Genomic DNA, 23,626 nt, shown 5'->3' on the forward strand with positions numbered 1-23,626 from the left:
CCCCTCATTGCTTGCGGACTTTCCAACCTCTCCAGCCTGCATATACAAAAAGAACGCCTCCTGCCAAAAATAATAGAGCCAACGGATACGACTGTTGGGTAAGTCTTTGGATGGCAATACCGATCCAGAGCAGTCCCATCGCGAATCGGAGAATGATTTTCATCGCAAACGCCTCTTTCAGTAGTGATGTATTTGTAACTTTATGTGATAAATATATCACCTCATCATCCAAGCGTCAAATGGAATCATGAATTGACATACGTCAGGTAAACTTTTACAATACGGGACGTATATCCGTTAAAACTTTATAATCTGGAGTGAATACGATGCAAATTCGATTGATGACCGACAAAGATATGGACAGCCTCATTGACATTTGGCTGGCCGCCTCGAAGGAGGCCCACCATTTCATTTCACCCGAATACTGGGAATCCAAGCAAAAGGACATGCGCGACGTCTATTTGCCAATGGCCGATACCTATGTGCTGGAGGAAGCGGGCGCCACGGTAGGCTTTATATCGACCGTTCAGCATGCCTTGGCCGCTTTGTTCGTTCACCCTGGCGATCAGGGCAAGGGTTATGGCCGGGCTCTTCTTCAATTCGTGAAGGAACGCAGCCCCAAACTCGAGCTCAAGGTATATAAAGAGAACGGGAACGCTTTTCGTTTTTATTCCCGGAACGGCTTTGCCGTCGTTGAAGAAACCATCGACGAGGATACCGGTCAGGCGGAATTCGTCATGGCCTGGGAAGAACGATAAACGGCATCATGCGCCTTTATATTCAAACAGACAGAAGGTGACCGGAATTTGTCCGGTCACCTTCTGCCTGTTTTTTTAAACTGAACCTATTGATGTCTCAGAGCGAATATATAGGTGAGGTCACATTAAAGGAGGAGCAAGCTTGCAAGGTTCAGACTTAACGCCGTGGCTGCAAAGACTAAAGGAGGGGGACAAGGAAGCATTCCGGTATGTTTATGATCTAACCGTCGATAATGTGTACCGAACTGTGGCTCTTCTTGTATCCGGCCGGCAGGATATAGAGGATATCATGAATGAAATCTATTTGAAGCTTTGGCTCTCTCTTCCGAACTATGACCCTAGTCGTCCCTTTCGGAATTGGCTGCACGGAATCACAATCCGGCAGGTTCAGGACTGGAGACGCAAAAAATGGCGAAAATTCCGGCTGTTCGAGCGTCAAAAGTTGCTTGAAATCGAGCCTGAACACCCCCAGACGGACCGGGTCATTATGCTGAACGAGACAAGCCGCGAAATGCTTGATATTCTTAACCATTTATCTTACAAGCTTCGAATTGTTGTCGTTCTCCGCTATTATCACGAATACAGCATAAGCGAGATTTCCGAGCTGCTCGAGATTCCCATGGGGACCGTCAAGTCCAGGCACCACCAAGCCATGAAAGAGCTGCGTAAACACTCGATACTCCTGGATCACGAAGAAGGAGGTGATTGCTTTGTCCATTGAAGAACAGTTAAAAGATCAAATGCACCGTGCCGCCAATCATATGGCGACCCCTCAGGATATTTATGACCGTGTATGGAAGTCAACCGAGAGAAACATTTCAAACCAAGGCCCGTTAACCAGAAGATCCCGCAATCGAGGTTTCATTCGACAAGCCTTGGTCATAAGCACAGTCGCTGGTTTATTAGGTATTAGCATCGTATCCTCGGCCTTTATCTCCCCCGCGATGGCCGAAACCTTAAGCCGAATTCCGCTGATGCACAATGTATTCAAGCTCGCCGGGGATTTGGGATTGCAGACAGCCGAACAACATGGGTTGGCGAAGGAGACTCATTATCATGACACACATGACAATTATACCCTGACGGCGTCACAGGTCATATTTGACGGTTTGCGCGGAGGCATTGCGCTTCAACTGGACGAGACAGGGCACCCCGCCTCTCTGTACGATCCTTACGCCCGCAGGCAGTCCGAAGATTCATCTCCAAAAAGCAAGGGTTCCTTTGGATCGATGAAAGCATTCGTGAATGGAGAAGAAGCAGGCATTACATGGGATATCGGCCCCGGCAGCGATACCGGATCGGCTATCGTGACGATTACCGGGGAATCCTTGGACGGAGTTACCCGTAGACCTCCGTTACCTGCGGCGTTTGATTTGACGCTGGAAATTAGACTCGAGATGATCCCGGAGCCTTTTGTTCTACACATTCCGATGCAAAAAAATACGGATAACCATGCCCTGTATCCCGCTGCGCAAAAAGCGTCGGGGGATATCAGCTGGGAGCTGGAAGAAATGGAGCGTTCCCCCCTTTCCACCCGCTTTGAACTGGTGTTAAAGGATCGTTCTCCGGATGATCGATCCCTGTTTTTTGAGATTGTCGATCAGAACGGCAAAGAGATTAGATTGGTAGACCGATATGGATATGATATGAAGCAAGGTTACCGTCGTTATGACATGCTGTACGAGCCCCTTCCTTCCGATACGCAGTCGTTCACAATCAAGCCGTTTCGGTATGCATACGAAGATGCGATTGAGAATGAAAAAGAGAGAAAAACGGCCAACGGTTCTTGGAAGAAGGAATATATCCCCGCTCTAGAAATGACGATACCTATTGCGGGAGAACAGAATAAATGATTCGAATCATAGGAGGACAAAAAATGAACAAGCATATTAAAATGGTGACGATTCTGACCGCTGCAGGCCTTTTGCTGAACAGCACACCGGCTCTGACCGACCATACTCACGCCGCCCAAACCCATTCCTCGGCGGCTGCGGTTTCATCTTTGAAAAAAATCGATGCCAAATTATTAACAGATGCACAGAAAAGCCTTAAAGAAGTAACCGGTAAAAGCTATTCTTTCAGCAAGGCGGAAAAATGGAGCACAGGAAATGATACAGGCTGGACCCTGACGATTAAGGGAATCAAAAACGGTTACGTCAACATCGTCAATAATAAAGTGGACACCATTCAACTGGAACAAAAATGGGCCGATCTTCAAAACTCATACAAGCAGACGCTCAAATCCGTGCTCAAGGAGCTGAACGTGGAGACGCTTCCCGATTCCGTCAGCCTTTACAAATATGCCGCTTCGGGGAAACTTGAAATGTTTGCGAGCGTAAATAACCATTACATTACACTGTTAGATGGCGAAATCAAGCGGGTTATGTCCACCATGCCGCTCGAATCCGTATCTCAGGACATGCTGGATGCTGCAAATGCCGCTGTTGAAAGCTTCAATGGAATAAGCCTGGGCAAATTGACGAAGGCAGCGTATGTTAAAGGACAGGACAGCAATCACGTGGAACTCCAATTCGAGGGTGACTCTCCTAAAACCCCGGTCTTCATAAACATCGAGGAAGGGGCGCATCGAATCACGAAAATAGAAGTAACGAGCTTACAAGATTCCGTAACCGAATATACCAAGGGGTACAACAAACTTATAAGCTATAGCGAAAACAAACTATTGCAAGCTGCGATTCCTGTGGCCAAGGCTGTCTTAAACCTGGACTTGTCCGACTACAAAATCTCCAAGGATAAAGACCGTCCGGGCGTCGTTCAGTTTACCAAGAAGAATGCACCATCCGTGAATGGAATGTATAATTCGAAAGGGCAGTTCTACCTTTTCGAGACGGAATAGATATTTTCAGAAATAAGCACGAAGCGCCACGCAAGTTTTATTTTGCGTGGCGCTTTCTAGTTGGAAACGATGAATATGCTTGAACATCCCATTCGCTCCTTACACTCATGTCTTGGTCAATCGAATGTGAACAACGGTGCCCTCCGCCTCCGGATCAAGCCAAATTTGCCCGGCATGCTGCTCAACCGAGCTTCGTGCGATGGCTAATCCGAGCCCGCTGCCGCCATCACTTCTCCTGGCCTGATCACCGCGCACGAAAGGTTCGAACACCGTCTCTCTCACAGGGTCCGATATTCCCGGACCGTTATCTCCCACGGTAAGCAGGATGTCTTCATCACGTGCCTCCAGCTCCAGCCATACATGAGCACCCTCCTTATTGTATTTCAGGGCATTCGTCAATAAATTCGTAAGAGCTCTATGCATGAGACCATCGTGATAAAGCAGCATGACCGGCGATTCCGGAATGCGGATGTCCAGCGTAATTCCCTTTTGTTCAAACGAATCGTACAGATCGGCCGCCGCAGTGCGGCACAGCTCAGCTAAATCACCTATCTTCCGCTCGTATGACAGTTCCGTGCTCTCCAGCTTGGTTAGCTCAAACAGGTCATCCACAAGCGAGGCGATAAACCTCGCCTTGGCATGTATGCGGTTCGCATATTTCAGGCGCTGCTCCTCGTTCTGCTCCATACCGAGCCGCAGCACCTCCGCATAACCCTGTATCGTTGTGATCGGCGTTTTCAGATCATGGGAAATGTCCATCATCAGCCGGCGGCGCCCTTCTTCAAGTCTTCGCTTTGCCGTCTCCGCCTGCTCAAGCCTGTCCGCCATCCGGTTGAAATGAAGCTGAAGATCCATTAACTCCTTGTTGGCTCGAAAAAATAGCCGCTTCCCTCCCCTGCCTTCTGCAATCTGTGCGAGCTCGCGGGAAACGTCCGTGAGCGGATTCGTGATCCTTCTTCCCGTAATCCGGCCGTATACCCATAAACTCAATAAAAATGCGGCGGCAAACCACAGAAATCCCTCAATCAGAAGTCTGGTGAAAACTTCGGTTATCTCGGCGTTTGTCTTCACCAAACGGCTTTCCTTCATCACAACTCCGCCCGGTATCGTAACAAGCAGCCGGTATTCCCAGCCTTCCGGTGAAACGAAAGGGGCTAGGGAGTGATATCCCGACCCGTTCCCTTCATAGAACAGGGCGAGCAGCTCCTCCTCCGTATAGGAGGCTTTTGCCTTTTCCATTCCGCTGCCCCGCGAAAAGACAACGTTCAGGCTCTTGTCCAGCACCTGGATGTAACCGCCAAAAGATTGGACGGTTTCATAGGGGATGCTCTTCCAATCGTCCCGTATCAGCTGGCTCGCTTCAACCATGGGAAGTGTCCGGCTTATATATTCCTCACGGGCATCATACATGTTTTCATATACCAGAAAACCGATAACCCCTAGAATGACGGAAAACAGGACATAATTTATCATCAGGCTGTTATGGACGCTTCTTCGATTCCTCATGGTGCCACGTCTCTCGGATCAAGCTTGTACCCAAGTCCCTTAATGGTGATAAGAAACCTCGGTTCCCGGGGGTCGTCCTCGAGCTTGTCCCTCAGTCTGCTGATCTGCACCATAACGGTGTTGCTGTCCTCCAGATACGGCTCGTTCCACACATTCTCATAAATTTGACGCTTCGTAAAGATCCGTCCCGGCGCTTCCATCAACAACCTGAGCAGCTTGTATTCCAGCGGGCCTAACGAAATCGCCTCGCCTCGCTTGTAAAGGACGCAAGCTTCATGATCCAGCATCAGTGGTCCGCACACGGTCTTTAACGTCTCCGACCGCTGGGCGGGTTCCGCGCCCTTCAGTTCGTAATAACGACGAAGCTGCGCCTTGATTCTCGCTACGATTTCGATCGGACTGAACGGTTTGGAGATAAAATCGTCCGCCCCGAGCCCCAGCCCGGTAACTTTATCTACATCCCCGGTTTTAGCCGACAAAATAATGACAGGAAGCCTGTGATTCTCCCGGATCCGGGCGATCAGCTGATAGCCGTCAAGTTCTGGCATCATAATGTCGACTACCGCCAGGTCGACCGGCTCGCGCTGCAATATATTCCATGCCTCCCGTCCAGTTATAGCTTCCAGCACGCGATAACCCTCGCGCTCCAAGAACAGCCTCAGCAGCTCCCTGATGTCCGACTCGTCGTCCGCAATCAAGATCGTCCGTCCTTTTACTAGTCTCGTATCTTGTTCCATATCGTTCCTCCATATGTATACGGCAAAGCCGCGGCTCTCTTTATAAAAATATACACTGTAATTATCGGTCAGACGGAGCCGTTTTTAATTGTAAGGATTATGTAAGGTTGACTACAGCTAGGCTACAGCTCCGGTTGGTAAGCTTATTTTACGATGAAACAGGAGGATACTTATGCGTATATATGAAACAGCATTATGGATCATCAATCTGGCACTAATCATAGGCTGCGTCACGTTATTGGGGAAACACAAGCGTTCTGTACATCTCTGCTTCTGGGCAGCCGCACTGTCCGGGGGCCTAAGCCTTATCCATATGATAACCGAAGGCTACCGATGGCAGATGATCCCGGCCTATGCGGGATGTCTAATCGTAGGAGGACTGGCCCTTTATCATTTACGGCAATCCACTCATTCGAAGGATCATCCCTCAATCCAGCCTGCGAAGCGGTTTGCCGGAATGACAGCAATCAAGCGCTGGATCACCGCACTGCTTCTGCTCGTGCACATCGGCGTTTCGGCTGCATTGCCGTCACTCCTTCCGGTTTTCTCCTTTGCCAAACCTCAAGGACCATATCCTGTCGGAACGACCACGATGGTACTCGAGGACGAGCGCAGAGAAGAGCCGTCCACGGATGATCCTGCGGATCGCAGAAAACTTATGATCCAAATCTGGTACCCTGCGTCACCGGGCACAGGGACCGGGCCATCTCCGTATATAGAGCATCTCCCTGTCGTTCTTGAAGGTTTACGGCAGGCCATCTCCATACCCCCGTTTTTGTTAGGCCAACTGAAATACGTGCAGCCCCATTCCGAGCAAGATGCGGAGTTATCCACGGACCAGGAACGCTATCCCGTGCTGTTGTTCTCCCACGGACTGACCGGCTTCCGTAACCAGAACACATTTCAGGTTGAAGAACTGGCCAGTCGAGGATACGTTGTCGTCGGCATCGATCACGCCTATGATGCCGCCGCCGTCGTCTTTCCGGACCAGACAGCCATGTTGAAACTTGAGAACCTGTCGGGCTTTGATGCATACGAGAAGAAGAGCCGGCTGTGGGTCGAAGATGCCAAGTTCGTACTGGATCAAATAGAGCTGCTAAACGAATCAGACCATAAAGGGATCTTATCCGATAGACTCGATATGGATAAGGTCGGCATGTTCGGCCATTCCTTTGGCGGCGCCACGGCAGCGCAGATGCTGCTGGCGGATAGCAGAGTGAAAGCTGCCCTCAATATGGACGGAACCCTTTACGGCCAGCCGGTGCCTGAAGGCGGATACGGGAAGCCGTATATGCAGATGAATGCGGAGCTTAGCATAGACCGCCTCGCATTCGAGCGATCCTTGGACCAGGCAATTGAATCTTCCGGCCGTAGTCGGGAAGATTACGAGCAGTTTTGGGCCGAGTCGGCGGAGCGCCGAAAACGGGCTGGGGCAGGAGAAGCATACTCGGTCGAATTCGCCCATGCGAACCATATGAGTTTCACGGATTTTTACCTGTTCTCTCCATTATTACCGCCAACAGGGGCTGCCCCTCGTCAGATGCACCGCTCCATTAACGAGCTCTCATCCGCTTTCTTCGACCGGTATGTCAAAGGCGATTCCAATGTTTCGCTGGAAAAGATCGCTCAAGGCTTGCCCCATGTGACCATGCCGTAGTTTCTATAAAAGTTGTTGGAACATGAGGCTTCATCCTGATCAGGATGAAGCCCTTTCCGCGTTTACTTAAAATGTAACACCCCATCGATAATAACGGAAAACCTCAATCCTGTATGTAGGATTTGCAATTTCAAGCAAATCTTTCTCTCCGATATCTCCAAAAACCCGCCTGTCCAAAAGGAACAGGCGGGTTTTGAAGAAATAGATTCTATTACTTAGGGGCGAGTTGTTGAAGGATTTCGGTATTACAGGTACTGCACGGCGATGAGGAAGAACATACCGTCCGAATTGAAGTTACCTATAATGCTAGGGGCTCCTTTTTTTTCAAAAACAACGCGGTCAGATGGGAAAACATCCTTCGTTGCTTTGTATCCGGTCAGATCAAGGCCTAGCCAAGCCTCAGCCTGCTCTGTTGCTTGTGCCAACAGCTGCTTTTCAGTGAGCGCTTTGATGCTTTTTTCATATTTATCAATAACAGCCTGATCCTTGCCATACAGATCATCTGCCAGGGCTCTAGCGTTTACACTCAGAACATCCAGCGTGTTTTTGTCGATCCCTATCCACGTTCCGAAATCCCCGTCCACGTACATGAACTCATACACTTGTTTGGTCCCTTTTTTAATAAGAGAGACACCGGCCAGTTCTCCTTGCTCCACGCCTTCCAGTCTGTCGAAAACAGCTTCCGCAGCTTGTTGTACGGAAGAGTCTACCGTATCCAGTTCGATTGACTCAGTGGTGTGACTGAGCTTGTCCTTTTTGAGGTGGTAGGTCAGATTGTCCGTGCTGATGCTAGCACTACTAATTTTTCCTTTTGCATCCAAGATAACTTGGCTAAAAGGGGAATTTTTAACGGAATAGGACCATTCCTTCGTGCCAAAGGACTCACCTTTGTTTAGCTTGAAGGCAGTGCCTGTTATTTTCTTTAATGTTTGCTCGGCTTTCTTGACTGCCGCAGCAGGCGCAGTTGTTGCAGCTTTTTCAGTTGCAGTAACCGTTGTTCCGACACTGGCTGCACTTGCCTGTGTTTGATCATATACCATAGTAGTGGCACCAATGATGCCTGCCAGCGCTACGGAGCTGAGTACTTTGTAAACCTTTTTCATAATGGTTCCTCCATATTGGTGTAATTTGTTTTACACCTATATAACAATCAAGAACCTGTCGAATGTGACATGAATTATTTTTTATCCTAAAATGATGCTTTTGGGAACGCTATAGATCCCGATTGCGGGCGGATTATGGCAACAGCGGCCATGAAGCATGCCGGCTTCCATCCTAATGCTGATCTGTATCGAGCATTTCATTTTGCTTCATATAATATTCCATAACCGAGTTTAACCACTCCTCCTCTTCCCTTGTATATGGTGAGGGAAACTGGGATGCCAGTTCTTCGGCTTCGCTTGTTTCCAGTTCGCCGAACACATGCATAGCCTCTTCGCCTACAAATTCCACCGTTGATTTCATAAAATCCTCAATCAGCTTTTGGACTTCCGGATCGCTTGGCGGTCTTCCGGCCAATCGTTTGACATCCTTAGATAACTGAATATACATGATGTCCAGCTCGATTTGTTCTTCTTCCGATTTATTAAACAAATGATCCACGATTTCCTTGGCGGTTTTGGTTTCCAGCCATTCGCGCTGCATGTCTTCCGTCTGCATGTTGTTGATTAAACTCATGAGTACGTTACTGTCAACCGATCCTTCCTTTTCAAGCAGCACAATCGTCCGATCAATGGCTTGCATAGATTGCTCAATGCGCTCTTTTTCTTCTGCCAGCGCTGTTTTCTGTGCCAGCAGCGTCTCGTTCAAATTGACATCAAATTCGCAATGCTCCATCAGCTCCTTAATCTGCTCCAGGCTGCATCCTAAAAATTTCAAGCTGACAATTTTATGAAGGGCCAGCACATCCTCCTGGCTATACTAACGATGTTTGGAAACCGGATGCTTTATCGGCTTAAGCAGCCCGACTTCATCGTAATAATACAGCGTACGAACCGGAATCCCCGTTTTTTTCGAAAATTCTCCGATCGAATATGTTCTTACTTCATCCATACCTCGTTCAACCTCCCGGGAACCATTTTATTACAATCGAAATTGTTATACCCATCATAAAACCTACAGTAGGTGGAGGTGCAAGGGGGATGTTCAATAACAGATCCAAGGTATAAAAGTTGGAATAAAACCGGCTGATCGTGGTCTCCGCATAATTATGGGAAAAACCTGTAATCTATAAGTTTATTTCAATACGGCAAATAAAAAGAATAAACCGCCTGTCCAAAAAGACAGGCGGGTATAGAAAGAACTAGATTCAATTACTTACCGGACAAATAGAGGCCGAACTCTGATAACAATGCACTTCCCACGTACGTGCCCGTGAACACGAAAACCGCAACGATGGCGACGCGCCACGATGTTTTGCGAAGATCAACCAGCCTGTCGGCAACGGAAATGCCGGCAAACGCCAAGATCGGGGTCGTAATGGACAAGAAGTTGACGTTGGCAATGGCATCCACGAACACATCCGAAATCAGGCAGCAGATAAGCGAAACGATGGATACCCAGCCAAGAACAGGGAAGTCCTGCAAGAATTTCACCGGCGTCTTTTTCATGAGTGACGAGATCAGAACGCCAATGAAGGAAAAAAGCCACAGCACGGCCAATCCGGCTATCGTCCCTAACGTAATATGGCCTTCGCCGTTTTTGATGAACTTCATTTGCTCCGTAAATAAAATAAGACCGACGCTAAGCAGCAGGACGAGGGCGTATTTTGCGTATTTATTCAAACCGGTGCTCATTTCTTCTCACCTCTGACCATTAATTTGTACATAAACCGCTGCAGCGGCACCGCGAGAAATACCATCGTATACGTTCCGAGGAAGCTGGTAAGCAGCTGGCTCGCAGCAGCGTATCCGTTAATGGTCTCCGTCATCTCAGGAGAATGCGCGACTAGCGCGGAAGAAGAGCCTGTCATCATACTGGCGGAGCCGACCCCGGAGGACATGGCCAACGCTTCGATCGAGAAGCCGGCAGCAAGCATGACCGGCGCAAGAATGCTGAAGAACAGCGTGCCGAACAGGGTACCTATAATATAGAGGGACAGCACCCCGCGGCCTTCGTCGGAGTCAAGCGTATATTTCTCGGATATGTAAGCGAGTTCCCCTTCCCTCCCAAGTCCGAGCGTAGCGCCGATGGCTTCCCTTCTCAGACCGAGTAGAATGGCGATGGGAAGTCCGAGCAGAATCGTACCCAGGTTGCCGATTTCCTGAATGATAAACACCCAGCCAACTTTTAAAATTTCTTCTAATCTAGGCGCAACGTCGGCGCCGTATCTCGCCATAAGCGGCAGCATAATGAAGATCAGATACTTGCTGGAGAAGCCGACGTTCTCCTTACTGTAAACTTTCTTCATGAAACCTTTCCGGAAAATCGACAAGCCAAGCAGCATCGTGATCAAAATGGCGAATACGAGCGGGAGCAGGCTGATTTTTACGGAGCCCACCTGGATCGCCTGAATGCCGATAAATTCGGCAACCGCGATTACAATGAGCACGAATGCAAGCAAATAGAGATACTGTAGTTTTAACTTCATGCCATGATGTCCTCTTTTCTGTTCTTAGTTGGAGCTAACTATCGATGCAAGGAGCTGCTCGTATTCGGCAAATGTACGACGGTACAGCTTCGATCGATCGATACGTCCGCTCATTCGCTCCAGCACCTGGGTTAAAAATCTCGGGAACACTTCATAGATAAACTCGGGATCGATATCTTTGAAATCGTCGCCGTGGATCGTCCCCGTAAAACCGCTGTAGCCGATTTGAATGCAAGGCATCATGAAGGCCAGATCACCGATATCTCCTGCCGCGCTGATGGCGTTATTGTTCCAAATACGCGCGATCTCCTCGTTATCCTGGAACGCCTCCATCACGAATTCGGACAAATACCGGTCCTGAACGAACGGCAAATATCCCATCTGCGTCTTAATCTCGACCTCGCCTTGAAGGGCCAGCGCGCTGCCCTTGGCCGCATCGTCCATCTTGGAGGCCGCTTCCTTCATATAGTCGACCGACTGGGTGCGCAGATCGCTGCCCACCGTAATCCGGTTGGGAATGACGTTTGTCGACATGTCGGAGTCCAGAACGATCGGATTCATGCGAACCTTCTCACTGTCCTTCATTTGCTGCCTGCTGAGCCCTAACGCCACATTGAACAGGGTTGACATGCTGTAGGCATTTTTGGCGGAGAAAGGATCGAAACCCGCATGGGTTGCTTTTCCGGTAAACGTATAATGCTTGTATAGGAATCCAGCCAGGTCGCAGTTGATTTCGATCGTGCGCTCTGCAAACTCACCACCCATGGCGTGCACACATAACCCGATGTCGATATCGTCGAACACACCGAGTTTCATCGCTTCGGGTTTCCCCCCGTAATAGGAGATCTTACCGCTGGCAAGCAATTCGTCCCTATAGGCGAGATCCAAATACTCCTCAGCCGGAATAAAAATAAACGTTAAACTATAATCAAGGGCTTCGTACGCCTTTGATTCAACATAATGTTTGTACAAAGCCAGTGCGATCGCCACCTGCGTATAATGGCCGCAATTGTGTGCCGCACCCGTCTCCTTATCCGATTGCCAATGCGTTGGAGCGTAAACGGCGTCCAATTCAGCAATAAAAGCGATATTCAGCGGCTTGCCGCTGCCGAGGGTTGTCCGAAGCCCGGTTGTACTGAATGATTGCAGCTCGATATCCGGATTTACCTTCTTCAAAAATTCGGTCACTGTTTGATGGGTCTTAAATTCCTTGTAGCCAAGCTCGGGGTTATTGAATATGGTCCGTCCAACGCCTGCAATTTCTTCGTACTGTTCTTTAAAGCTCATAGCTGCCTCCTTCTTGATGAAAATAATCCTTATGTTATTTTAATTCTCTTCATTATGTCAATAAAAATCACGTTATATTATTTTTCTATAGAGGTAATTATAATTTCATATAACTCAACCTTCCCGCAAAAGGATGAAGATGGCTTGGAATTCAAAGCCTATTTTTTGCCATTACGGAAAAATTAAACCTATTTTTCTGTAAAACGCCAAAAATATCTGGTTTTAGCTTCGATGTAAGAAAAGTAAACATGGTACGTTTTATCACAGCTCAGGAACCAAAAACCCTTGATGATAATACCATCAAGGGTTTTCTTATTATGGAGCCTTGGAGAATCGAACCGCTGGCCTCAATCTTCAGATAGCGAAGTCTTGGTGACATTTGCTTTCTGCCGCCGTTCCAAGAAGGACTCCCAATCCATATGTTCATTGTTTATGATTTATCATTACATTTCTTTCGAACGTATACGTCTTACCCGCCTCAGCGATAAAGGAGACGGGAGCGAAGCCGGGAGCCTCGATCTCACATGGCCCAGACACTGTGCATTCTACGACGACTTCTGAAATCTTCGATTCTACCCACTTGAAGCTGAACGTGAATCCGCCGCGTGCGCGCAGCCCCTTAACCTCGCCTTCGCTCCATACGTCCGGAATCGCTGGCAGCAACCGAATGATGCCGGCATGGCTTTGCAACAGCATTTCCGCGATACCGGCAGTTCCGCCGAAGTTTCCGTCAATCTGGAACGGAGGATGATTGTCAAACAGGTTGGTCATCGTAGAATGTTGCAGCAGTGCCATCACGTTGTCGTATGCGAGCATCCCGTCCTGGAGTCTGGCCCAGAAATTGATGATCCAGGCCCGACTCCAGCCGGTATGCCCCCCACCGGAAGACAGTCTGCGCGTCAGTGTGGTCCGTGCGGCTGCGGCTAGATTAGGCGTGCGCTCGGTCGTGAACGCATCGCCAGGATACAGGGCGAACAGATGAGAAATATGGCGATGACCCGGCTCCTCTTCTTCGTAGTCCTCCATCCACTCCTGGATTTGTCCGTATTTGCCGATCCTCGGCTGCGGCAGCCGTTTCAGTGCAGTTTCCAGTTCGTCCTTGAAAGTCTCATCCTTCCCAAGCAGCTTCGCGCCTTCGATGCAGGCGCCGAACAGCGCGCCAATAATCTGAAAATCCATGGACGCGCCTGCACATAACACACCCGCTTCCCCACTGGAAAGAATATATCGATTTTCGGGCGAGACGGATGGGCAAGTAATGAGCCTTCCCTGCTCGTCTTCGACCAGATAATCGAGCAGAAAGAGTGCAGCTTCCTTCATCGTATCGTATGCTCTATCAAGGAAAGTGAGATCTTGCCCGAATCGGTAATGTTCCCATAAATGCAGACAGAGCCAGGCCGCACCCATTGGCCAGAATGAAGCCGGCAAATACGTATCCTGCGGCGCCGTATCCGCCCAGATATCGGTGTTGTGGTGGGCCGTAAAGCCGCGGCACCCGTACATCACTTGTGCGGTTACCCTGCCCGGCTCCCGCATGCGCTCGATGAGATCGAACAGCGGCTCGTGACATTCCGTCAGGTTGCAAAGCTCTGCGGGCCAGTAGTTCATCTGAGTGTTGATATTGATCGTAAATTTACTGTCCCACGGCGGCGTGAAACTGTCGTTCCAGATGCCCTGCAGGTTCGCTGGTAGTGAACCGGGACGGCTGGACGCAATAAGCAGATACCGGCCGTAATGAAAATACAGGGCGACCAGGCCATGATCCGTTTCGCCCTGCTTTACGCGATCCAGCCGCTCGTCGGTAGGCAACCCGGCCAGCTCGTCACTTCCCGGCAGCGACAGATTCGTACGGCCATAAAGTGACTGGTAATCGGCAAGATGCCGCTCCAGCAGCTCTGAGTAAGGTTGATTCAGCAGGCCATTCAGATGCGACCTGCAGTGTGCGGAGGGGTCCGTTTGGCGGAAGGTCGTTGCCGCAGCGAGGAACAATGTTACGGAATCGGCGTTCTCGATTACAAGATGCTCACCGATCGTCTGGGCGGTGCCTCCGTTGCTAACCGCCTTCAAAGCGGCGCAAAAAGTGCTTCCGCCCTCCCCCCCGCTATGTCCGGTCATGACCAGTCCGTCTTCGCCCCATTTCTCGGTCTTCTCCAGGTACCTCCATCGACCGCGATTAAAACGAGCCTTGAACGAAATCGCGCCAATTTTATCGGCTGATAGTCGGATGACCAGCGCTTGATCGGGATAGCTAGACAAAACTTCACGTGTATACCTGATATCTCCGATCCGGTAACGTACCGTGACGGTTCCGCGTTCAAGATCCAGCTCCCTGCTGTACTCCATGCAGGGCTCATCCTGACCCTTAAACATCAGGAGAAGATCGCCTAGCGGAAGGTAGTGGCGCTGCGTTTCCGGAAGTCCGGGAAGGGCTAGCGAGGCCAGCTCCTCCGCTTCCTTCAGACGCCCCTCCAGGATCAGTTTCCGCAGCGCTGTCAAATTGGGTAGCGCGTCAGGATTGTTCCGGTCTCGTGGGCCTCCGTACCATAGGGAGTCCTCGTTGAGCTGTAAACGCTCCGCCGAGACTCCCCCGAAGACCATCGCCCCCAGCCGTCCGTTGCCTACCGGCAGCGCTTCGTTCCATTCCTTCGCGGGCTTTGAATACCACAAGCGGTGTTCCTGTAACCGGTTGTCCATTCCTATCTCTCCTCCTCCTAAAAATGGTTTTAGTTGATCTCTACAATGGCTTTGATCACGCAGGATTCCGGCTTCAGCCAGGCGTCAAACTGCTCTGTCATCCGATCGAGCGTACAACGGTGCGTAATATAGGCGTTTAGATCGACTTTTAAGCTCGTCACCGCGTCAGCCACACGTCTGAAATCTTCCCGTGTAGCGTTACGACTGCTCAGGAGCGTTAGTTCCCGCGCGTGAAAATCAGGATCGTTAAACGTAATATCGCCATTCACGAGTCCGACGTAAACAAGGGAGCCGCCGTGACCGACCAGCCCGAATGCATCCGTCATCGAACGCAGGTTACCTGTCGCGTCGATGACCACGGACGGCAGTTCTCCATCGTTCCATTCGAGAAGGCGATCCTTCGGATTTTCCGTCGCAAGAACGGTATGTACTGATTTGGCCCAGGATTTGGCGAAGGCAAGACGGTCTGCATTCACGTCCATCGCGGCCACCTCGGAACCGGAAGCTGCCGCCATCGCCATGACACCAAGTCCGATTGGCCCGGCTCCAATTACGAGTGCACGCACGCCGGGATGTAGACCCGATCGGCGGAGGGCGTGCGCGCCGATCGCCAGAGGCTCGAGTAGAGCCGCCTGATCCAGTGACAGCCCTTCCATCCGGAATAGATGGGGGACGGGAACAGAAATCCGCTCGCGCATGCCTCCATCCAGATGCACACCCAGCACGCGCATGCTGCGGCAGCAGTTCGTTTTACCGCTTAGGCAGGCGCCGCAATTGCCGCAGTGCAGGTACGGAATCATACTGACCTGATCGCCCACTCTTAGCCCTTCCGGATTATCGCCAATCTCTTCGATCACTCCGGAGAGCTCATGCCCGAGGATGCGAGGGTAAGTAAAATAAGGCTGGTTTCCCTGGTATGCGTGCAGGTCCGTGCCACAGATGCCGATGCGCCGAATCGCGACGATCGCCTCTCCTTCGCCCCTAACTGGCTCGGGTAAATCCTCTCGATAAACCAGCCTTCCGGCATCTTCGCAGACAATCCCCTTCATTACGCCCGCCCCTCTTTCGCTTCCGTCCGTGGACTGTCATTATACTCAGGCAGTCCGCTCGCCCAGATCCGATTATGGACCGTAGCGAGAATGTCCGACACTTCACCCAGCAGCTCCTGGTCCATCGGTTCTTCCACCCACCTTGCGTTCTTGACGATGTTATCCGGATTGGCCGTGCTCACCAGCGTCGTCGGGATGCGTTCGTTAGCGGTCGAGAACTGCACAGCTAACTTGGCGATATCGTATCCGCGGGAGGCACAGTGTTCGGCCGCCTTCCTGCAGGCAGCTTTGAGCTCGGGATCGGCCGGGTGCCAGTCAGCGGTTTCTCGGGTGCTCAGCAGCCCCATGGAAAGCGGTGAAGCATTGACCAGGCCGATGCTGCGCTCCTCCAGCAGCGGAATCAGATCAAGCAATGAGGTATCGTTGAGAGAATAGTGGCAATAAGACAGGATCGCGTCCACTTCAATCTGAGGAAGCATCTGCTCGAATAGTTTCAGCGGAAGTCCGCTGATGCCTGTAAAACGGATCTTCCCCTGCTCCTTCAGCTTGAGCAGTGCAGGCACGGCTTCCTCTAGAATGATGCCGGACGGCACGAATTCAATATCATGCAAAAAAAGAATATCGAGATAATCCGTGTTCAGTCGCCTCAGGCTTTCTTCAACGCTGTCAAACATTCGTTTCGCAGAAAAATCAAATGTATTCTCACCGTATCGCCCCGCTTTGCTCGATAGCAGGAAACGATCTCGCGGAAGCTCTTTGATCGCCTGGCCGAGTACGGACTCCGCCTTGGTCAATCCATAGTAAGGCGAAACATCAATATAGTTGATGCCTGCGTCAAGAGCAGCATGCACCGTCTTAATGCTCTCGCGGTCTGACGTTTCCCGGAACACCGATCCTAGCGAAGAGGCGCCGAAGCTGAGGACCGACACCTCGAGTCCCGTGCGACCCAATTTTCGAAACTTCATTTTGCTTTCCCTCCATCCATTCATATTGGTGATTCTTTTCCAGACTTTTTTGACCGATTACCCGCATTGTGAGCTCAGGTTCTAAACGCTCAAAGCTTGTAGAACTCTTTCGCATTGACTCCGAACAGCCGCGACTGTCCCTCTTCTCCCCAAGACTTCGGTAGAGCCCGCCGAACAATCTCTATAACCTCGTCGTACCCTGCAGCAAGCAGGCAGACTGGCCAATCGCTGCCAAACATGACTCTGTCTGAGCCGAATGTCTCCAGAATGTGCTGGACATAGGGAGCGAACTCTTCATAATTCCAGCTTTCATGATCGGCTTCCGTCACCATCCCCGAGATTTTGCAGTGGATGCCTGGAAACGCAGCAGCCTGGCTCATCGCCTCTGTCCATGACTCCCATTCATGGCTTCGGATCGACGGCTTTCCGATATGATCAATGACGCCCCTCAGGTTTGGAACCTGCCTCAGCAGCTCCAGTACTGGCGGGAGCTGTCCAGATACGATCAACAGATCGATCGGAACATCATCCCCGGCGTAGCCTTTAAGCGCTTTCACAAATGCTGGCTCCAAAATTCGCGCTGCGTCGGGCATGTCCTGGATCATGATACGAAAGCCTGCAAATTTCGGGTGGCGGCTGAATCTCTCGTAATGCAGTCGATGGTTCGGGTCGAACAGATCGAGCCAACCTACAACGCCAAGTATGGAAGGCGTCTGTTCAGCCAGCCTCAGCATAAATTCTGTTTCCGAGACAGTCGGGGCGGCTTGAACTAGGATCGTACCATCCAGCCCATGGACGCGTAAATGCGGCTCCAGATCGGCTGGCATAAAATCGCGGTAAAGCTTCGGAATCTCCGGCGTAATCCATCCGTAATCCCCGCGTGCAATAGACCAGTAATGCTGATGGGCATCGATTCTCATGTTAAACAACCACCTCGTTATCTCCATGTCATTGGGATCTAAGCTTGAATACCCTTATTGTATATTCCGTTTTATGATATTGTAATGTCTAGAACAGGCATTTTTATATCCTTTTTTGATATGAACAAGCAGCCGAAAAGGAGGTCTCCATCCATGCAGCCCTACCGTAAATCATTTGCAGGAGATCCGCTGTTTCCGTTTGAAATTGTGTATAAGACAATAAAATACCCGGACAATGAACTCCCCGATCATCTGCATGATCATTATGAACTCGTTTATGTGCATAGCGGCCAAGGGATATTTTTCATCGACAATTGCTGGTACCAAAAAAGCGCCGGCGATCTGTTCGTCATCCCCGGCAACACGATCCATCATTCCCTGCCGGACCTTGAAGACCCGATCGTCTCATCGGCGATATTCTTTGCACCGTCTCTCATTGCCGGGCCTTCGCTCGGCGACGGATACTTTCCGCTCCAATGCTATGAAATCGCCCGCAAAAAAAAGCAGTTCAAGATTGGACTGGCGGGATCACTGCGAATCGCTGCCGAAATGGCAATCAAGCAAATCGCGGACGAGTTCGCGAACCAGGAAACGGGATACCGTGAAGCCGTGCTGCTGACGATCGGCCAGTTACTTCTGCAAATTAATCGTCATCTCCTGACCGATGGAATAACCCAGCACGAAAACCCGCGGATTGGTCCTTCCTGGATATTGCGGGCTCTAAAGCGGATTGACGAGCATCCCGAGCGAGAGATTCATCTGACTGACCTTGCAAGGGAAGCCTGCGTGTCGCCTTCTCATTTCTCCAGAGTGTTCCGGCAGCTAACTTCACTGAACGTTATAGGCTACGTCAACACCAAACGAATCATTAAAGCCAAGGAACTTCTCTTGTTTTCCGACGAGAATGTGAATGTGATCGCAGAGAAATGCGGATATGAGACACCTGCTCATTTTTACAGAGTATTCAAATCGTTAACAGGAGAGACGCCCGGCCAGTACAGAAACCGAAGCTAAAATAACTCCCTATTTGAAACGAGAGACGAAGCGGCGCTGCCAAGGCGTCTCAACAGCACGTGGAGTGTAGTGCTCCCGGACATAGTCGACAGCTTTATGATGGGGTACTCCATCAATCACTGCGAGACAGGCTAGTGCAGTCCCCGTTCGTCCAATCCCTCCCCCACAGGCGATTTCAACCCGTTCCACTTCAGCCCGAGTCCATGCTTCGCGAAGCGCGTCAGCGGCTGCAGCCTTGTTTTTGGGCAGCCAGAAGTCCGGCCAAGGAATCCAGCGGCTTTCCCAGATAACGGGCGCTGGTTCTCGCCCGAGCAGGTAGAGTGCAAAAGTGGGTTGAAGCCCTGGGGGAAGTGGACGTCTTAGTGCTCGGCCGCGGACGAGTCGACCTGAAGGAAGGCGCAGCACACCTTGCGATTCGGGGTTCCATGTATCATTCATAATGTCACTCTCCTTAGGTATCATTTATCTCAAGAATCAGGATAACTTCTTCTTAAGGATCAATAAGTGACCCGTTTGATCACCAAAATACTTTCATCAAACAGTCCACTTGTCATTAGATGAGGTGGACGTTTGGAGCGAATTTCTGGATCAGGATGTTGTTCAGAACCAAAAGTAAACGCTACGGGTTGATTCCCTTTAACCTCTACAATGACATCCAAACCTTGTTTTGGGATTCCTGCTTGTTTGTAATAGAAAGTTTCCATTGATTTAGGTATGGTAAAGGATTCTTCACCAACTTTTATTTTTTGAACGCGACCACCAGGAATAGACAGATACATGTTTTGCACATCTGTTCCACCTGAAAATCGAAAATGAATCATTTTATTCCCTTGTTTTTTCTCTGTCTTTACTAGCTTTATTGGTGGCATTTGATAGTTTCGTACGGGTGCATTTCCTACCCATGCTTTTTTATCATAGTTAAACGGTAAAATAGATTTTATATTGGATATATTCGTTGTAGCTATATATTTCTTCGTCCAATCATCTGGTGGTTGGGTTGTAACCCACTGTGCTTGTTTTTTATCCTGGTCCACGACATAGAATAGGTTACTATCTATAGGTCGATCTGCACTTGGGTTCGCTCTGAAAAAACTAATCGATAATATTACTGCCGCGATTCCTATCAGGGTATAAGGTACCCATCGTCCTAGTTGGAATAGCTGTTTACATTGCATGAACAACAAAGCTAAGAGCCAAACAAAAAGTAACATGAGATAAGGTACAAGACTGACCGGAAAAAAGGTAAAAAGCAACTTGAGCAGTGGGACGAACAGTACTATGGGTAAGAAGGATATAAGGGATAACACCCATGTATTGGTATTTATTTTATCCATTTTATTCTTCCATACCGCCCACCCAAGTATCAGTAATGATACGAGCAATGGCCAAGCAAACAGATAGCTGGCACCAGGCAGAAATTGTGTTAACAAAATGAGAAATATGACACCAAGAAAGATCGCCGACAAAGTCATTTCCCATTCATTTACGGAGCGTAATTTCCTCCAGATAAGGAAACAGATAGATGCCGTGATTAACAGAAATGCCCACTGATAATAAAGACTGTCATATACTGCACCACTAAATAAAGTCATTTTTTCAGCCCAAAGTGCGTTTACCCCCATCCAAATCAGTACCGTTGCGATGATCGAAGAAATGACAGTTAACAGGATAGCTAGCAAACTGATTCCTAACCCTTTGAAAGTGGCGCACTGTTTCTTCACTGCAAAGATCGTAACCATTGCAAATAAAAGTACAATCAGCCCTGCAAGGGGATAGACCCAGTAGTAAGAGTAGGAAATGACTACCCCAAAAAAGTTAAAATAAACGGCATTCTCTTTCTTAATATCATGTAAATCCAATTGACCGAAGTGCCTAGCCATGGCTAAGGCATTTTGCCCTTGGTGCTCTAACGAACGTATATCTAGGTGTTTGACATCATCATGTGGTGTATGGTATCCGGTCCATCCATCACCATAAGCAAAATTCAATCCGGGTATTTTATTTTCATTGGAAACCGTTAAATCCGAGTCGTTTGGCATGATTTCAAACAGATTTCCTAGTAAGGATGAAGTAACAGGATTGGGGGCTGCTTCGGCAAATTCTTTTACCATCCAACCGTTTTGATCACTGGTTTGGAACATGATAGACGGACCACTTGTGCCTCTTGCCTCGAAATTAATGATGAGATCCATTTTTTGTTTATGATTTGATTTCGTCCAAAATTCCTTTGCTCCCATTAATCCTTGCTCTTCGCCATCTGTAAACACAAAATAGATATCATTTTTCAAAGGAGGACCTGATTTTAATACACGTATGGTTTCTAATAGAGCAGCTACTCCGCTTCCATCATCACTAGCTCCCGGTCCTTGTTGAACAGAGTCATAGTGTGCAGACATCATCATTGCATGATCACTGCTGGTACCTTCAAGTTTACCAATCACGTTGTACATATCTCCGCCAGTCAACATTTTGGGGTATAGGGAAGCATGATTGGAATGTTCGATTTCTGGTCTCAATCCCATTAATTCTAGTTGTTCAACAAGATAATTTCTTACTTTTTCATTTTCTGCCGATCCGCTTGGATGAGCTGTCTTTGCGATGTGGTTTAAATGTTGGACAGCACGATCTGCTGAGAAATTTTTCGAAAAGTCCGCCTTCTTATCTGGACTGGGTGGAACAATGGTATACAGGCTGATAAAGGCAAACAAAAATATAAATGATATGACCGTAATGGCTTTAAAATTTTGATTATTAGTCATGATTAATCCCTCCTTATTGTTACATGGTTGTAAGTATCATAATGAAAAAGAAAAAGACAAACCAATGGTTTATCTTACAGTTACCTTACTTTACGGTAAGGTAGGTTATTTAGAAAAAATTACGCACGGTCCTCCCTTTGCCAATAAGGAAGGTTTTAATTCCGAACGAGATCCGAAAAAAAAAGACAACCCTAATGGGCTGCCTTCATTCAATCGCTATTTGGCTTCAATGGCCGCGTCGTCTTTGAGCACATACCGAATGACTCTGCGCTCTGGTCAGAAATGATTAGCATTCAGCTGCCCCCACCAAGTGCGCTCAAACGGCCCGCAGCTGGCGAATTATGTTCCTTATGAACAGAATCAGCTTCTTATTTCATGTCCTGCCAGCTTTTGAAATCGTGAATGGCAAAGCCGGCATAGCTAACGTAGTGCGCCAATTGATTATGGGCGGACTGAAGCTCCTGTTCCATCACTTTATTACTTATGGAATAGAATGAGACCCTAGGACCCTCTGTGCTTTTGACCGTTTCAACAGCAACAACAATTTTCTTCTTGAGGGTGGAGGCTTCTCTCAGCATGACCTGCGCATTTTCCACAATTCCATTATTGCCTAACGCATGATTCCGATAATTCATGATGACGAGGCAATCGAACTTCTCCAGCATCCATGCACTCATACTGTAATTCTTCCCGGGTACATGAATCGTATTAAGCCAATACGGAACGTCCATCGAAATTTTCAAGCCGCTGCCTTTCGTTTCTTTTTCGATCAGTCTCATATTGTCCATCCAGCTTTCAAGAATCGCTTTGTTGTGCTTTGTCCATTCGCTTAGCGCATAAGGTTCAATATCGAAATGCAGTCCCGTAAAGCTTCCTTCCGGGCCAACAGAGGAATTATAGGTTTTAACCCACGCGATGAAATTCCGAATATCCTCCTGCTTAGACTCATAGACCCATTCGGGTCGCCCCTCAAGTGCTTCCACTTGAATTCCTTCGTTTTTGGCTTTTCGAATAAAGCCCTCATATATCGCTGGATCGATATCTCTATCCACCTGCAGGTAAATGGATGTCACACCCTTCATTTTGGCGAAGCTTATCATTTTCTCTTGATCCTGTTTGATGATGTGACTGTCCCATATCCATGTTCCTTTCGGAACATTGGCCACGGAGGTCATAATGCTCACCAGATTGCGCGCGGGCTGCCACTCCACATTTGCATGCAATACTTCACTAATAAAACGCACCGGAACCATCGTGCGGCCTTTTTTTAGCGCCGCCGCCCCCTCGAAATCAACTCTTTTTCCATTCACCAGTGCATGATTATCGCCAATTACCAAAATAATCGTGTCACGGTTAAGCGAGATCGTAATTTGTTTTGATTTTCCGTCCCATTTCGTAGCAGCTCCGAGCTTGTCGGATACAAAAGCAAGTGGAACCATCGTAAGGTTGGATCTCCGATCGACGTAGGGGTGCTCATCCGGGAATTGTACATCACGCCCATCCACGGATATTCGGACTTCAGAAGCGTAAATAGCGGGGGTAAACGCAGCTAAACTTAGCATGATAGCTAACGTGCATACTAGCAATTTTCTCATGGGTGATTTCCTCGTCTTTTTGATATTGTTCTTTTCCTAACTGTGCACGTGTTGTCACATAATGAGATTATACGGGATGTAATAATTGGTAACAAGAGATCAACAGGGGAAAAAATATGCAGAATTAATTGCTGAGGCGGATCAGTTCGGGACTTGAGCCCTAAGAAAGGGCTCATGTTGGGCAAATAAACGAAAAGCTCAACCAGTAAAAACTGACTGAGCTCATAAACAGAATGACT

The 23,626-nt window shown here is 48.9% G+C and carries 20 protein-coding genes and 1 pseudogene; 6 read left to right on the forward strand and 15 right to left on the reverse strand.

All coding sequences use genetic code 11. From position 1 onward, the window contains the following. Positions 1–4: 4 nt before the first annotated feature. On the reverse strand, positions 5–163 hold the full coding sequence (locus MKX98_RS25655) for a hypothetical protein (RefSeq protein WP_339219188.1): 159 nt from the start codon (positions 161–163) through the stop codon (positions 5–7). A gap of 163 nt (positions 164–326) precedes the next feature. Between MKX98_RS25655 and MKX98_RS25660 the strand changes: the two genes are divergently transcribed. The 4 genes from MKX98_RS25660 to MKX98_RS25675 all read left to right on the forward strand — a co-directional run bounded on the left by MKX98_RS25660 (position 327) and on the right by MKX98_RS25675 (position 3,615). After that, positions 327–758 carry an N-acetyltransferase gene (locus MKX98_RS25660; protein ID WP_339219190.1) on the forward strand — a complete coding sequence of 144 codons (432 nt, stop codon included), beginning with the start codon at positions 327–329 and terminating at the stop codon, positions 756–758. Positions 759–900: 142 nt separating this feature from the next. Further along, positions 901–1,479 (forward strand): sigma-70 family RNA polymerase sigma factor, encoded by a 579-nt coding sequence (locus tag MKX98_RS25665; RefSeq protein ID WP_220684166.1) that lies wholly within the window; start codon positions 901–903, stop codon positions 1,477–1,479. Further along, a complete protein-coding gene (locus MKX98_RS25670; protein ID WP_220684165.1) occupies positions 1,469–2,611 on the forward strand; it encodes a DUF4179 domain-containing protein in 1,143 nt (380 codons plus the stop codon). Before MKX98_RS25665 ends, MKX98_RS25670 begins: the two co-directional genes overlap by 11 nt. Before the next feature lie 23 nt (positions 2,612–2,634). Beyond that, positions 2,635–3,615: a hypothetical protein gene (locus MKX98_RS25675; protein WP_339219194.1), complete on the forward strand. Its 981-nt coding sequence runs from the start codon at positions 2,635–2,637 to the stop codon at positions 3,613–3,615. A gap of 105 nt (positions 3,616–3,720) precedes the next feature. On the opposite strand, the gene MKX98_RS25680 is transcribed toward MKX98_RS25675, so the two are convergent. Next, the gene (locus tag MKX98_RS25680; protein ID WP_339219196.1) at positions 3,721–5,088 is read right to left on the reverse strand and encodes a HAMP domain-containing sensor histidine kinase; all 1,368 of its coding nucleotides are present in this window, start codon (positions 5,086–5,088) and stop codon (positions 3,721–3,723) included. Between the two features lie 29 nt (positions 5,089–5,117). Then, positions 5,118–5,858, reverse strand: coding sequence for a response regulator transcription factor (locus tag MKX98_RS25685; protein WP_339219198.1), 741 nt, complete (start codon positions 5,856–5,858; stop codon positions 5,118–5,120). Between the two features lie 172 nt (positions 5,859–6,030). Here MKX98_RS25685 and MKX98_RS25690 point away from each other — a divergent pair, with 172 nt between their 5' ends. Continuing rightward, positions 6,031–7,515: an acetylhydrolase gene (locus MKX98_RS25690; RefSeq protein WP_194544139.1), complete on the forward strand. Its 1,485-nt coding sequence runs from the start codon at positions 6,031–6,033 to the stop codon at positions 7,513–7,515. Positions 7,516–7,760: 245 nt separating this feature from the next. On the opposite strand, the gene MKX98_RS25695 is transcribed toward MKX98_RS25690, so the two are convergent. The 9 genes and pseudogenes from MKX98_RS25695 to MKX98_RS25735 form a co-directional block, all read right to left on the reverse strand. Further along, on the reverse strand, positions 7,761–8,618 hold the full coding sequence (locus MKX98_RS25695; protein WP_194544140.1) for a hypothetical protein: 858 nt from the start codon (positions 8,616–8,618) through the stop codon (positions 7,761–7,763). A gap of 172 nt (positions 8,619–8,790) precedes the next feature. Further along, a pseudogene (locus MKX98_RS25700) lies at positions 8,791–9,567 on the reverse strand (MerR family transcriptional regulator). Between the two features lie 260 nt (positions 9,568–9,827). Then, positions 9,828–10,310 carry a hypothetical protein gene (locus MKX98_RS25705; RefSeq protein WP_113057461.1) on the reverse strand — a complete coding sequence of 161 codons (483 nt, stop codon included), beginning with the start codon at positions 10,308–10,310 and terminating at the stop codon, positions 9,828–9,830. Beyond that, positions 10,307–11,104 (reverse strand): DUF3100 domain-containing protein, encoded by a 798-nt coding sequence (locus MKX98_RS25710; protein ID WP_194544142.1) that lies wholly within the window; start codon positions 11,102–11,104, stop codon positions 10,307–10,309. The genes MKX98_RS25705 and MKX98_RS25710 overlap by 4 nt, the downstream gene beginning before the upstream one ends. A 24-nt stretch (positions 11,105–11,128) precedes the next feature. Further along, positions 11,129–12,391, reverse strand: a complete 1,263-nt coding sequence (locus MKX98_RS25715; protein ID WP_194544143.1) for a M20/M25/M40 family metallo-hydrolase — start codon at positions 12,389–12,391, stop codon at positions 11,129–11,131. A gap of 423 nt (positions 12,392–12,814) precedes the next feature. Further along, the gene (locus MKX98_RS25720; protein ID WP_339219203.1) at positions 12,815–15,085 is read right to left on the reverse strand and encodes a glycoside hydrolase family 95 protein; all 2,271 of its coding nucleotides are present in this window, start codon (positions 15,083–15,085) and stop codon (positions 12,815–12,817) included. 29 nt (positions 15,086–15,114) lie between these two features. Then, the gene (locus MKX98_RS25725) at positions 15,115–16,134 is read right to left on the reverse strand and encodes a zinc-binding alcohol dehydrogenase family protein (protein ID WP_339219205.1); all 1,020 of its coding nucleotides are present in this window, start codon (positions 16,132–16,134) and stop codon (positions 15,115–15,117) included. Beyond that, a complete protein-coding gene (locus tag MKX98_RS25730; RefSeq protein WP_339219207.1) occupies positions 16,134–17,099 on the reverse strand; it encodes an aldo/keto reductase in 966 nt (321 codons plus the stop codon). The genes MKX98_RS25725 and MKX98_RS25730 overlap by 1 nt, the downstream gene beginning before the upstream one ends. Before the next feature lie 89 nt (positions 17,100–17,188). Further along, positions 17,189–18,019 carry an amidohydrolase family protein gene (locus MKX98_RS25735; protein ID WP_339219209.1) on the reverse strand — a complete coding sequence of 277 codons (831 nt, stop codon included), beginning with the start codon at positions 18,017–18,019 and terminating at the stop codon, positions 17,189–17,191. A gap of 153 nt (positions 18,020–18,172) precedes the next feature. On the opposite strand from MKX98_RS25735, the gene MKX98_RS25740 reads away from it, so the two are divergent. Further along, the gene (locus tag MKX98_RS25740; protein WP_339219215.1) at positions 18,173–19,033 is read left to right on the forward strand and encodes an AraC family transcriptional regulator; all 861 of its coding nucleotides are present in this window, start codon (positions 18,173–18,175) and stop codon (positions 19,031–19,033) included. Positions 19,034–19,042: 9 nt separating this feature from the next. Here the strand turns inward: MKX98_RS25740 and MKX98_RS25745 are convergent, their stop codons facing one another. The 3 genes from MKX98_RS25745 to MKX98_RS25755 form a co-directional block, all read right to left on the reverse strand. Next, entirely contained in the window at positions 19,043–19,471 is a 429-nt protein-coding gene (locus MKX98_RS25745; RefSeq protein ID WP_194544149.1) for a protein-tyrosine phosphatase family protein, read from the reverse strand. A 59-nt stretch (positions 19,472–19,530) separates the two neighbouring features. After that, positions 19,531–21,792, reverse strand: a complete 2,262-nt coding sequence (locus MKX98_RS25750; protein ID WP_339219218.1) for a M20/M25/M40 family metallo-hydrolase — start codon at positions 21,790–21,792, stop codon at positions 19,531–19,533. A 368-nt stretch (positions 21,793–22,160) separates the two neighbouring features. Next, positions 22,161–23,387 (reverse strand): copper amine oxidase N-terminal domain-containing protein, encoded by a 1,227-nt coding sequence (locus tag MKX98_RS25755; RefSeq protein WP_339219219.1) that lies wholly within the window; start codon positions 23,385–23,387, stop codon positions 22,161–22,163. Positions 23,388–23,626 lie beyond the last annotated feature (239 nt).

Origin of the sequence: Paenibacillus sp. FSL W7-1332, from assembly GCF_037969785.1 — a bacterium.
In the GTDB taxonomy this organism is placed as follows: Bacteria; Bacillota; Bacilli; order Paenibacillales; family Paenibacillaceae; genus Paenibacillus_AQ.